The sequence below is a fragment of the Paenibacillus sp. SSG-1 genome, assembly GCF_002224835.1.
GTDB classification, from domain to species: Bacteria; Bacillota; Bacilli; order Paenibacillales; family Paenibacillaceae; genus Paenibacillus_AQ; species Paenibacillus_AQ favisporus.
In genome coordinates this window covers 389,201-401,826 of the sequence record NZ_MBRK01000001.1, presented here as the reverse complement: position 1 = coordinate 401,826, position 12,626 = coordinate 389,201, and the positions used below count along the sequence as shown (strand labels likewise).

The 12,626-nt window shown below is 53.6% G+C and carries 8 protein-coding genes; 5 read left to right on the top strand and 3 right to left on the bottom strand.

The genetic code is table 11. The annotated features are described in order from the left end of the window. Positions 1-181 precede the first annotated feature (181 nt). The 5 genes from BCV73_RS02020 to BCV73_RS02000 all read left to right on the top strand — a co-directional run bounded on the left by BCV73_RS02020 (position 182) and on the right by BCV73_RS02000 (position 6,197). Positions 182-1,957, top strand: a complete 1,776-nt coding sequence (locus BCV73_RS02020; RefSeq protein ID WP_089545777.1) for a sensor histidine kinase — start codon at positions 182-184, stop codon at positions 1,955-1,957. A 2-nt stretch (positions 1,958-1,959) separates the two neighbouring features. Then, entirely contained in the window at positions 1,960-2,754 is a 795-nt protein-coding gene (locus BCV73_RS02015; protein WP_089545776.1) for a response regulator transcription factor, read from the top strand. A gap of 119 nt (positions 2,755-2,873) precedes the next feature. Further along, positions 2,874-4,211 carry an extracellular solute-binding protein gene (locus tag BCV73_RS02010; protein WP_089545775.1) on the top strand — a complete coding sequence of 446 codons (1,338 nt, stop codon included), beginning with the start codon at positions 2,874-2,876 and terminating at the stop codon, positions 4,209-4,211. A 204-nt stretch (positions 4,212-4,415) separates the two neighbouring features. Further along, complete coding sequence (locus tag BCV73_RS02005) at positions 4,416-5,297, top strand: carbohydrate ABC transporter permease (RefSeq protein WP_089545774.1); 882 nt, start codon at positions 4,416-4,418, stop codon at positions 5,295-5,297. A 54-nt stretch (positions 5,298-5,351) separates the two neighbouring features. Then, positions 5,352-6,197, top strand: a complete 846-nt coding sequence (locus BCV73_RS02000) for a carbohydrate ABC transporter permease (RefSeq protein WP_481855828.1) — start codon at positions 5,352-5,354, stop codon at positions 6,195-6,197. A gap of 79 nt (positions 6,198-6,276) precedes the next feature. On the opposite strand, the gene BCV73_RS01995 is transcribed toward BCV73_RS02000, so the two are convergent. The 3 genes from BCV73_RS01995 to thiO all read right to left on the bottom strand — a co-directional run bounded on the left by BCV73_RS01995 (position 6,277) and on the right by thiO (position 12,620). Next, on the bottom strand, positions 6,277-8,979 hold the full coding sequence (locus BCV73_RS01995; RefSeq protein WP_218828085.1) for a DUF5704 domain-containing protein: 2,703 nt from the start codon (positions 8,977-8,979) through the stop codon (positions 6,277-6,279). A gap of 699 nt (positions 8,980-9,678) precedes the next feature. Then, a complete protein-coding gene (locus BCV73_RS01990) occupies positions 9,679-10,905 on the bottom strand; it encodes an S-layer homology domain-containing protein (protein WP_089545771.1) in 1,227 nt (408 codons plus the stop codon). Positions 10,906-11,474: 569 nt separating this feature from the next. Beyond that, entirely contained in the window at positions 11,475-12,620 is a 1,146-nt protein-coding gene (gene thiO, locus BCV73_RS01985) for a glycine oxidase ThiO (RefSeq protein WP_089545770.1), read from the bottom strand. Positions 12,621-12,626: the final 6 nt, after the last annotated feature.

The window sequence follows — 12,626 nt, the reverse complement described above, 5'->3', positions numbered from 1 at the left end:
ATTACCTTCTAAGTTAGCCTGATTTTAGCAAAAGAGTCGTAAAAAAGAAACCGTTCTCTTTCTGCATCTTTACGCCATACCCGCCTGAAAAAGGATAATGACAGAAACCGCTGACTTAGGTTACATTTCAACTATGTCATTCCTCTTCCATACCACTCTCCGTTCAGAAAGGTTGACCCTGATGCGAACGAAACTGAACCGGTTCAACACGCTCCGGAACCAAATGCTCTTCGGCTTTCTGTTTGTGATGCTCATTATTTTGTCGGTCGTGGGAATCGTGAACTTCGATACCGTCTCCAGACTGCTGAAAAACAACGCGGAGAAGCACATTCAACAAACGGCCATTCAGGCGAGCGGAAGGCTTGAGGCCGTTCTGAACCAAATCGATTCCCTGACCACTCAGGTCGCCACCAATACCTACGTTCAGCAGGTGCTGCTGAACGAGTCGGCAGGCAGGCACGCCACGTTCTCGGAACGCCAGTCCTTGCTGAACAGCATCAAAATCGTTCAGACCTATGCCGACGGCGTCAACTCGGTCGAGCTGTACAGCGGCAGCAAACGCAGGCTGTTCCCGCTGGATGAAGGCCATCTGAACAGCAGGATCAGCCAGAAGTGGATCGATAACGCCCGCGAAGAAAAGGGGCGCATCGTCTGGATCGGGATCGATCCGCTGGATCCGAATTCCGTGCTGGCGATCCGAAGCGTCAGTCTGATGGACCAATGGTTCAGGCCGGGCGGGTATCTCCTCATCCGGATGAACCGTGAGATTTTTCAAATCGACGAGGCGCTGAACGAGGATGGCGGCCGCGAAACGATGCTGCTTGCCGACCGGAACTACAGCCTCATCGCTGTGAACGACGACCAGGTCACGCCCTGGCGCATCAAGTCCCTGGTGGATACGAACGACGCGGTCGTCGCCATCGACGGACAAAAGTACATGCTCGTCAAGCAGCAGTCCGCCTTGACCGGATGGACACTGCTGATCCTGACGCCAATCAGCGCGATCACAAGCGGCATTTCGGTACTGCGCACCGCGATCCTGGTCTCCGCGGGCATCGGCAGCATCCTGTTCATCCTGCTGTCCTTCCTGCTGTCGACCCTGATCACGCGGCCGGTCTTCCGCCTGATCAAGACGATGCGCAGCGCCCGGCTCAGCGGCCTCAAGCCGACGGTGCAAATTTCGTCCACCATCGAAATCAACGAGCTGAATCACTCCTACAACCAAATGGTTGAGCATATGAACGAGCTGATCGGGCTCGTTTACGAGAAGGAGATTTTGCAGAGCCGCACGGAATTGAAAGCGCTGCAGGCCCAAATCCATCCACATTTTCTGTTTAACACGCTTGAAGCGCTGTACTGGTCTCTCATGGAAAAAGACGAAGACGAGCTGGCCGAATATGTCGTGGCGATGGCCGATCTGTTCCGCTATACGATCACCGGGCCGGGCAAGGAGGAATGGGTCCGGCTCGAAGATGAGCTCGAGCATATCGAGCGCTACCTGCTTATCATGAAAATGCGGCTCGGCGACCGGCTGTCCTGGTCGATCTCGTCGCCGCCGGCCTTGGCATCGGTGCCGATGCCAAAGCTCCTGATCCAGCCCTTGGTGGAGAACGCCATCCTGCACGGCATCGAGGGCCGGATCGGCCCCGGCAAGGTGTCGGTCGGCGTCTCCCTGTCCGCGGATCAGATGCATCTGGTCGTCACGGTGACCGACGACGGAAAAGGCATCGATGAGGACAACCTCCGCCGGATCGTCACGGCGCTCCAGACCGGAATGACGCCGCCCTTCAAAGGCTCCGGCATGGGGATTTTTAACGTCCAGCAGCGGATCAAGCTCTACTACGGCGGGGACCGGCCGGATGAATCCGGGCTGGCGATCGACAGCCAAATCCACCGGGGTACCCGGGTAAGCTTAACCATTCCGATCCAGACAGGGATCCAGACAGGAGAGATGTAACGATGGTTAAATCGAAAACGATTTTAGTCGTAGATGACGAACCCCGAACGAGGCAAGGATTGACCCGCATGCTGGAAACCTGGGGGAACGGCGCATGCAGCGTCATTTCGGCGGACAACGGCCGCGACGCCCTGGACCTGCTGGAGCGCGAGGCGGTCGATCTGCTTATTACCGATATCCGCATGCCGGAGATCAGCGGACTGAATCTGGTGCAGCAGCTGGAATCCGGATCACCGGCCGCCCAGCCGGCCATTATTCTGATTTCCGGCTACGCCGAATTCGAGTATGCGCAGCAAGCGATCCAGCTGGGCGTCGTCAATTATTTGCTCAAGCCGATCCGCAAGGACAAGCTGTTCGATGCTGTAGAGAAGGCGCTCCAGGTTCAGGAGGAACGCTCGCGGATGAGCAAAATCCAGCGCATGGTCGACAGCAAGCTCCTTGACGCCACCGGGGACGTGAGCACGCTGGCAGAGCCGGTCCAGGAAGCGCTTCAATACGTGTCGCAGCATTTGGATCAAGGCTTCGGTCTGCGGGAAGTGGCCGATCACGTCCATTTAAACCCCAGCTATTTCAGCGTCCTTTTTAAGGAGCAGATGGATATGACCTTTATCGAATATGTCACCCGGCTCCGAATCCAGAAAGCCAAGGAGCTTCTCCTGCAGACAAAGCTGCCGGTCTCGGAAATCGCCGAACGCGTCGGCTATCAGACAACCAAGTATTTTAACAAGGTCTTCAAGGACTACGAAGGCGCAAGCCCTGGCGCCTACCGCAAAGGCGGTCAGGCAGCACCCAAATAAAGTGGAACTATACCCAAACGCTGTGCCCTTATGTCCTCCTAACACGGGATGCTACACTTGGCTTCAGAGGGAAAGCGCATACATCTCTCGCGATGATACGAAGGGGGAAACGGGCATTTATGAAAAAGAAATGGTTATCCGCATCCATGCTGCTGCTGGCATTGACACTCGTGCTGTCGGCCTGCGGCGGAAGTAAAAACAGTTCGGACGACGGCAAGACGGCCGCCGGCGGCGGGAGTTCATCCGGTGGGTCCGGTGATAAAGTCACGATCAAAATGATGCACCTGTGGCCGGACGGCAGCAACTCCGCCCAGAACAAGCTGGCGAAGCAAATCATCAGCGAATACGAGCAGGCCAACCCGAACGTCAAAATCGAAACGGAAGTGCTTGAGAACGAGCAGTATAAAAATAAACTGAAGGTCCTCTCCGCCTCCAACAGCCTGCCGGACGTCGGCTTTACATGGGCTGCCGGATTTTTGGAGCCGTACGTTAAAGGCAACATGTTTGCCCCGCTGGACGACCTGCTTCAAGGCGACCTGAAAGACAAATTTGTAGCGGGAACGACCGAAGCCTACGCCGTGGACGGTAAAACATACGCGCTGCCTGTCGAGCTGAACATCGTGCCTGTTTATTACAACAAAGAGATTTTTGCCAAATACAATCTGCAGCCGCCGAAAACCTATGAAGAATTCAAAAATATCATCAAAACGCTGAACGATAACAAAGTTACCCCGATCGCGCTAGGATCGAAAGACGCCTGGACCGGCTCCTTCTGGTACATGTACCTGGCTGAGCGGCTCGGTGGTCCGGACATGCTGGATCAGGCGGTAGCCAGCAGCACATTCAGCGATTCAAGCCTGATCCAGGCCGCCAAGGAAGCCCAGGATTTGGTGAAGAGCAATGCCTTTGTAAAAGGTTTTAACGGGCTGTCCAACGACGAGGCCAAATCCGAATTTATGAACGAGAAAGCGGCCATGTACGCTATGGGAACGTGGGAAGTGCCAAACTATACGACCAATCCGGATATCCCGCAGGAATTCAAGGACAAGATCGGCTTCTTCAAATTCCCGACGATCGAAGGCGGCAAGGGGAACATTAACGACTGGGTCGGCGGCGTCGGCGTCGGCATGTTCGTCTCCGAAAACTCCAAGGTCAAAGAGGATGCCAAGAAGTTCGTCAACTACTTCGTCAAAAGATGGGGTGAGCTGTCCGTGGTTGACGCAGGCATTATCCCGGGAACAAAGGTCGACACCTCCAGTGTCAAGCTGCCGCAAATGTTCATTGACGTCTTGAACGAACTGAATAACGCCAGCAAAGTCATTCTCTATCTGGACGTACAAATGAAACCGGGTGCTGCAGAAGAACATTACAACCTGATTCAGGCACTGCTCGGCAATGCCATCACACCGGAGGAATTCGCCAAAAAGCAGGAAGAGGCGTTAAAGACCGGCAAGTAACCGTTATGGTAGGGGATGAAAGGACGAACCGGCGAGCTCCGACGGGGCGTCCTTTTCTCTAAGATATAAGAAAGTATAAGCTTCGGAGACTCGGCTTCCTTATATCGCAAGAAAAACTTCCTCTAATGGCGGTCTGTCTTCTGTGAATTTACATCGATAGACGTTTTTCTTCTCCGACTAGCATCGTAAGGAGGCTTCCTAGTTATGGACAAAGTGATGTCGAACAAAAAGATCATCGCCCTATACGTGCTGCCGTCCCTGCTTCTGATTATGGCTATCATTTATATTCCCATCGTTCTTACCGGATACTACGGCCTGATGAAATGGGATGGCGTCAGCAGCATGAGTTTTATCGGGATGGAGAACTACGCCAGCCTGATGAAGGACAGCGCATTCTGGAACAGCGTGTACCATTCATTACTATTCGCCGTCCTATCGACGGTGAGCCTGGCCGTTTATATGATCGTTGCACTGATCCTGGCTGGGAACATTAAAGGGGCAGGACTTCTCCGGAAAATCTATTTGATTCCGATGCTGCTCTCTTCGGTAGCCATTGCCCAGCTGTGGCTGAAAATCTACCATCCGACAAACGGCATCCTCAATACGTTTCTCGTGTCGCTTGGCGTGGAGGATCCCCCTGCGTGGCTGTCGGATCCGAAGCTCGTGCTGTACGCACTGTTCATTCCGATTCTATGGCAGTACGCCGGTTTCTACATTCTGATCTACTACGCCGCCCTGAAAAACATTCCGGCATCGCTCATTGAAGCAGCCCGGATCGACGGAGCTAATCCGTGGCAGATTGCCCTCCGAATCAAGCTGCCGCTCGTTTCCGAGGTCGTCAAAGTCACGATTGTGCTGGCCGTCGTCGGCTCGCTGAAATACTTCGATTTGATCTACGTCATGACAGACGGCGGGCCGAACGGGGCCAGCGAAGTGATGGCGTCCTATATGTATCAAAAGGCGTTCCGCGGATTCGATTTCGGCTACGGCAGTGCGATCGGCTTCTTCCTGCTGATCATCTGCATGGTCGCCACCTGGGCGATCCGCAAGGCAACCGCCTCCAAAGACACGATTCAATATTCCTGATAAGAGGAGGTGCTTATGATGAGAACCGCAAGTCCGGCCGTATCCGTTCCCGTAATGCGGTCTTCCCGGCCTGTTGGCGCCAGAATCGGCACCGGCCTGCTCTATGTCGTGCTGATTGCGGGAGCGGTCCTGCAAATTTTGCCGCTGGTATGGCTGCTTTTGTTTTCCTTGAAAAATAACCAGGAGGTATTCAATCTTCCTCCTTTCGCCCTCCCCAGCCATCCCAAATGGGAGAACTATGAAAACGTATGGCAGCAGGGAAATATCGGCCGTTATTTTATAAACAGCGTCCTGATCACCGTCATTGCGGTCGTGCTGACGATTCTGCTCGCCAGCTTCGTGACCTTTGCGATCACCCGGATGCGCTGGAAGCTCAGCTCGTTCGTCCTCGGCCTGTTCATGGTGGGCATGATGATCCCGGTGCATTCGACCCTGATTCCTTTGTTCATCCTGTTTCAAAAAGTGGGGCTGACGGACAACCAGCTCAGCATCATCCTGTCCTACACCGCCTTTAACCTGCCGATTACGATCATGATCCTGCTCGGCTTCTATTACGCGCTCCCGCGGGAAGTGGAAGAGGCCGCCATTATGGACGGCTGCTCCGTGAACCGCATGTTCTTCCGGATCGTCATGCCGATGACGTTCTCCGTTATTGCCACGGCTGCGATCATCAACATGATTTATAACTGGAACGAGTTTATTTTCGTCAACACCTTCATCAGCTCGGACAACCTGAAGACCTTGACGGTCGGCGTCCAGAACTTCGTCGGACAGTACACGACCGACTGGGGCGCCATCGGGGCGACGCTGATGATCAGCATCCTGCCGATTCTCGTCATCTTCCTGGTGCTCAGCAACCGGATCGTGGAGGGCATCGCCGCCGGCTCGGTCAAAGGCTGATACGTTTAGCTCACAAAAAAAGGGCTGTCCCCAAGGTCACAAACGGACCTAAGGGCAGCCCTTTTTTACTGATTTCCCGTTAATGCGGCACCTGGCTGCTGAAGTCATCCCTGCTGGATTGATCGGTCTGGTAAAAGACGACGTCGCCGTCTTTTAGCGCAAATCGGTTCCCGTAGGCATCCTGGATGTTCCGGTTAAAGCCCTCCATCTGCCACTGATTCATCAGCGGGGCGTAAATGTACTGCAAATGCGGATTTTTCAAGTCGCCCTCCTGAATGGACTCGATATTGAAGTTCACGACGATGTAGCCGTTCTTTAGAAAAATCGGGGACTTGTCGTCCAGCCCGCCGTGCGTGCGCCCGTATTCCGCCACATTCGTGCCCGCTTCGACCACATAGGGATCGGCCGGCAGGCTGTACTCGCCGTACCATTTCTGGATCGATACGTCAGCCCGCTCGCGGTTCACCGATTCAGGTACGGGTTCCTTCAGGCTGAGAAACGTCCGCAGCTGCTCAGGCAGTATCAGCAGGCTGTAGCTTCCGACCGGCGTCTTTTGCTTCGTATACTTGTTCAAATAGCTGTTGATGTATTCGTTCCGGTTCAGCCCCCCGGCTGCGCCGCCATGATTAAACTTGTAGCCTGCCGTATCCCGCAGTTCCTGAGCGGGCACGTTCCGCAGCCGATCATTTAAGATCACGTAACGCTGAACCTGATCCGCGGGCGATCCGATTTTCACAAAATGCTTCGAGCTGGTGCTGTAGTACAGATCCACCGGAATCCGCGTATCCCCACGGCCGTTGACGGCTTTCCCGTCTTTTCTGACATAATAGAAGGTTGGCGTGATGCGGATGCCGTCCAGCGGGCCGAACATATTCCCTTTCGTTTTAAAATCAAACTTGAAGTGGTACCCGGTCTTGACGGAAACGTTCTTGAAACCCTGCAGCGGGCTGCTTCCCGGACGGATCGGCAGCGTAAAGACGGCTGCATTGCCCCGCGGATCGCCATCGATCCCTTTCTGACCAACCCAATAGGAGACGCCCGTCTGGATCGCGCTGCCCTTCTGGGTCCGGAACACGGTCTCCCAATGGTAATCGGCAATGTCGGTCACATGAAAGTCGTACAGCCGTCCAATGACATCAACCGCCACCTCATTATATGCGGCATGATGCACCAAGCTCGTATTGGCGTCATTTTGCTGCGTATAGTCGGCCGGGGCATTTTCGGCAATATTGCGAAACGCGATCTGGTATGGACCTTCGTCCACCCATACCGGCAAATAAAAGGTCGTGTCCAGCTGGCCGACCGGAATGTCCACCCATGTATTTTTCGGAATAAAGGTGGTCCGGTTCCCATCATAGACGTCAAAAGGAAACTTGACCTGCTTGGTGCGGAAATACTTGGCGTAATCCCGGTTGCCGTAACCTGGATATCTGACATGCTGCCCGCTCGTCGGAATCCGGACCGTGAACGGGCGTTCCAGAATCAGGGCGGACCGGCCGGCGTCCGGATTCGTTTTCTGGTTGTGCGCCGCATCGTCCGACACGGAGGAATAGTTGACCACAGGCGTATGGACCGTCACGGTGTTGATGCCGTAGATCGGAAACTCCTGGTTCTGCCCGCCGTTGATATTTCCCGGCATCAGATCATATTCGATTTTACCCGCGCTCAGCGTATCCTTTTTATTGGTTTTGCTGCGATCGATCAGATTTCCCGGGCTGTACAGCACATTATCGCCGATCTGGGGCGGCTCGGGAATCTGCGACGGGGTCGGGCCGAATTCCTCAACCTTCTGGTTGTTCATCATCGTCTGTCCGTTAAAGACCAGCGAGTCATTCGTCACCTGGATTTTGCCGACGGCTTTCTCCGCTTCCCCTTTTAGGGCGCCTTCGTCATTCGGCACCGCCGGCTTGGACTTGCCCCCGGTCAGCGTCTGTCCGGCAGCCGTAAGCTCTCCGGGCGGAGCTGGCGGATCGTAATTCCCAGTCGTCGCAGCGGCATAATACGGTGGACTGTACCCACTCGGCTGGATCGCAATCCGGCCGCCCGGCAGGGCGTAATTGTCGAGAATCGCCTCGCGGATTTGGTAGACTTCCAGGTTATCGATTTTCCAGAAAGCATACCGCCGCTCAATTTGGTAGGTATACGTTTTGCTTTCGGTCTCGCTCTGCGGGTCCGGCTCGATATGCGTTCCTTTGCCGTCGGCGTTCGGTACTTCCTTGCCCGGATCCCACTTCAGCGTGTACTCCTTGGTTACGTTAACCGTATAGGTGCACGTCCCGGTCATCTGTACGAACTTGTCCTGGTACAGGTGATTCCGGGCGAGCACATTGCCGTATAGGCTCTCGGAGGTCGGAATGCCCTGAAGGACGTCAAACCGCTCGCTGCCGCGGGCATCAGCTTTGATTTTGGCTGTCACGACGGGGTCCATGTATTTGCCGGTCATCGATTGACCCGGCGCCGGCTCAGTGCAGCTTACCCCGGGATCCGGGGGATCGACCGGCGTCGGTCCGTCCCCGCCTCCATCGCCGACAGTCACGGTGGCTGTGCCGTACAGGTAGTAGAGGCCGCTTTTCCATACGGCCGTGATTTTGGCCGTGCCTTTGCCTACGGCGGTCACGTTCCCACTGCTGTCCACCGTCGCCACCGCGCTTTTGTCGGAGCTCCACACCGTTTCGGTTCGGGTGGTCACGTCAACGAAGTCGCCGAAGCTCGTATCGCCCTTCACGCTGAAAGGCTTCGTGCGTACCTCGGCTTTAAAGTTCTTCTTCTCCCCGGGTTTCATCGATGCACTCGCGGGAATCACCCGCATTTCCTTGATTTCTTTGGCGGTGCCTTCCCAGGTGAGGTTAAGGTTGATGTCGTATCTGACTTGAAATTTAGGGAAACCATTAGGACGTTCGTTTATATCTAGTTTTGTACGTTCAGTAAATGGAATACTTCCACCAGTTCTAACCCACAATAGTAAGCTAATATTGTCATTTAAAATAACTATATTTGGATTGTGTTCTGTGCCAGCTCTAAAGTAGGCGAAAACTGTGTATTCTGATTCTTCTTTGACCAGTTTTACATTTTCAACTGAAGTCTTTGGTATCTGTTGTCCCCCTTCATCTAAAAAGTTACCAGGTGTGTATTCCAATGTATTAATCTTTGCTCCAGTTTCTGTTTCGACTGGAAAAGGAGCACTGTCTGATCCACCCATTGCAGCATGGTCGGTTATACCATTGTCATTTCTATCGGCTTGAAATGATCCATCATTTAGTTGATACCAGTAAATGCCTGGCTTTGCAGGTGCTTTTGCTGTTACTCTTTTGGTTACTACTTGTCGAGTTTGGGGACCAGGCGGTGAAACGATACTGTCAGGCGGGTAACTCTCTGCAATTGCAATATTAATTCTTGCCGGGGATATAATATCAATCAAAAGTATAAATAAAGATAATATAATCTTGTATTTGTAGTTCTTTATCACTTGAGTATCCTCCTATTACTTCTGTAGGATGATAACCCCGTAAGAACCATCATCAGCAAAAATGCTATTAAGAACGCTATTCCCATGTGTTACGGTTCTCGGTATAGCTGAATAACTCCAGAATTTTATTTCTTTTCCTTTAACAAAAAAATTTCTACCATCATTAGGCAGCGTGCTATATCCAAACCTTACTGGAGATTGACCGAAAACTCTAATTCCACCCTGCAGATCAGAAGTCAATCCATTAGTATAACTAGATAGTTCAAATGTTTCGGATTCAGGGATAACCGAGGAATCTACAAAGACCAAGTATGATTCTTTAACAAAGTGAGTTTCCCTATCCGTAAACATTCGACCGTAGATACTACCAGTTTGATTTGAATCGAATCCACTCAAAAAGATAAAATGATTAATTTTCACCTTTCCAGTGCCATTCCGCAGGCTAATATTTTTACCTAAGATAGTTTGAAGAGTGTGACCATTATCTGGATCTCGATACGCAGGAATAACAGTTCTGTGATTCGTACCCGTCGTCCCCACTTCCCGCAGCTCATTCAACCCTTTAAAAGCGCTTGGCGCCTTCGTTTGCGTCGTCTCGTAACGCTGAATGATCACCGCCACCTCCGCACGCGTGGTCGTTTTGCCACCGCCGAAGCTGTCGTCCGGGTACCCGGACATCAGTCCCGTTCCCAGCATGACCGATACATACGGATAGTCGGCCTTGTTCAAGCCACCTTTGTAATACTCCGTCACCGGAACGATGGTGTCCTTCGTGTCCTCGAGCGCCTGCTTATACTCTCCGTCACGGGCCGCCAGTCCCGAGGCCATCCACTTCGCCATTTCCACCCGCGTCAGCGGAGTGCCCGGCTTAAAGCCGTTTGTGTAATCGGCCGGACTGAAAAAGCCTTTCCCTACTGCCTCACTCACTTCCTTTTCGCTCCAGTTCCCGGCCAAATCGGAAAATGCCGCAGCTCCGCCAGCGTTTTCGTTTGTCGACACCCTGGCCAAAATCGCCGCAAATTCAGCCCGTGTAACCGGGTCATTTGGTCTGAATTTTCCGCTGCCGTCTCCTTTCAGGTAACCTTTGGATACCGCATCGTTAATGGCCTGATACGCCCAGTGGGACACAGACACGTCCTTAAAAGCCGCCGCCGCGGCAGCCGGCACTGGCTGCTCGATTGCTCCTGCTGTTCCAAGAATCATCACCCCGGCAAAAATGGTCATCAACATCGCTTTGAACATACTTCTTCCGCTCCTGTTCTCCTAAAATATGATGCTTTGCATTTACTAAATCTCTTAACTTCCCTGATCCCTTCTAACTTTCTGATTGTTTCCGATACCTAGGTACCATCTAACTTACTGACTACCAGGTAAACTCCTGACTTCCTGGCTGTTCCAGACAACCTGTTACCAACTGAATTCCTGCTTCTTTCGTTGCTCTAAACTCTCTTGCTAAAAAATATGTTTTCTTAACCGACGGGACTGCTTGCCCACGCGTGGCCCTAAGCAGCCGCACCTCCTTATGTATTCCTGTGAAACTTCTTTCCTATTTAGCATAGGACTACTTGCAGTATACTACAGGATTTTCGCAAAATTTGTCATTAATTATCACTATACATCATCACTTCAATTATATGGGTTTAATGGATATATAAGATACGTGTTCTACAAGTAGTTTTACGTCGCCCGACACAAAAAAACAAAGCAGGAATGCATTCCTGCTTTGCCATGTGCTTCATGCCAAACGAATAACTTTATATTGTCCGTACTTTTATCAGCTAGAACAAGCAATGTTTAACGACGCCAATCCTCTAATTCCCCGAAAAAGCGCCCGCCTGCACCTCACCGAACCGGTTCGGCCGGAACGCTCCACACCACTCCGGCAGCGGCTTGCCCTCCACGCTATCGGCGATCAGCGCGGCCGTGACCGGGCTGAGCAGGATGCCGTTGCGGTAATGACCCGCGGCCACAAAAATATGGCCGGCATCGTTCAGTCGCCCGATCAGCGGCCGGCCGTCCAGCACCGCCGGGCGCAGTCCCGCCCAGCGGTGAAACGGCTGCACCTCACCAAGAACAGGCAGCACTTGCTTGTTCCACTCCGTCAGCCGCCGGATCCCTTTGTCCGTGACGGACGTATCGAACCCGGCGATATCCTCCGAGGCGCCGCAGACGAGCGTTCCGTTTGCTTTTTGGACCAGGTACCCCTGGCTCGTGAACACCAAATGCCGAAGCGGCTCGCGCTCCTCGTTCCAATTGTAGGCGCAAATTTGCCCCCGGATCGGATGTACGGGAATCCGGATGCCGAGGGGTTCCGACATCTCCTGTACCCACGCACCGGTGCTGATCAGCAGCCGGTCCGCTTCAAACCGCTCGCCATTTTGCGCCCACAGCGCAACCCGCTCCCGCCATTCAGCCAGCTCGATCCGGCCAAGATGCTCATGAATCTGCACGCCGGAGGCCAGGCAGGCCCGCTTGACCGCTTCCGTCAAATCCGGGGCATACACATGGCTCTCCACCGGAGTCCACAGGGCGGCTACTGCTTCGCGGGTCAGTCCCGGCTCAGCATCGAACAGCTCGCTCCCCGTTAATATTTCGCCACCGGAGCCCCAGCTCCGCTGCCATTCCAGCCGGCTCTCCAGCGCCAGCAGATCCGCCTCATGCCTCACCACGTATAGGCTGCCGGTTTCGGCATATTCAAAAGGAACGCCGGAGATGTCCTTCACCGCCTGTTGCCACTGCGGATACAGCGACAAGCTCTCACGGCACAACCGGAAGAATTCGTCCGGCGACTCCACGTTCTCCGAATACGGAGCGAGCATCCCTGCCGCCGCGCCGGAGGCCTGCCCGCCGCAGGGTCCCTTTTCAAGCAGTGTGACGTTCAGGCCGCGGCGGCGCAGCTCCAGCGCGCTGGATAATCCGATAATGCCGCCCCCCATGACAATGATGTCTCCGCTCATTGTTAC

Bases quoted from the DNA above. Each gene is read 5' to 3' on its own strand.
- BCV73_RS02020 (WP_089545777.1), top strand. From the start codon at position 182: ATGCGAACGAAACTGAACCGGTTCAACACGCTCCGGAACCAAATGCTC.
- BCV73_RS02015 (WP_089545776.1), top strand. From the start codon at position 1,960: ATGGTTAAATCGAAAACGATTTTAGTCGTAGATGACGAACCCCGAACG.
- BCV73_RS02010 (WP_089545775.1), top strand. From the start codon at position 2,874: ATGAAAAAGAAATGGTTATCCGCATCCATGCTGCTGCTGGCATTGACA.
- BCV73_RS02005 (WP_089545774.1), top strand. From the start codon at position 4,416: ATGGACAAAGTGATGTCGAACAAAAAGATCATCGCCCTATACGTGCTG.
- BCV73_RS02000 (WP_481855828.1), top strand. From the start codon at position 5,352: ATGCGGTCTTCCCGGCCTGTTGGCGCCAGAATCGGCACCGGCCTGCTC.
- BCV73_RS01995 (WP_218828085.1), bottom strand. From the start codon at position 8,979: ATGAAACCCGGGGAGAAGAAGAACTTTAAAGCCGAGGTACGCACGAAG.
- BCV73_RS01990 (WP_089545771.1), bottom strand. From the start codon at position 10,905: ATGTTCAAAGCGATGTTGATGACCATTTTTGCCGGGGTGATGATTCTT.
- thiO (WP_089545770.1), bottom strand. From the start codon at position 12,620: ATGAGCGGAGACATCATTGTCATGGGGGGCGGCATTATCGGATTATCC.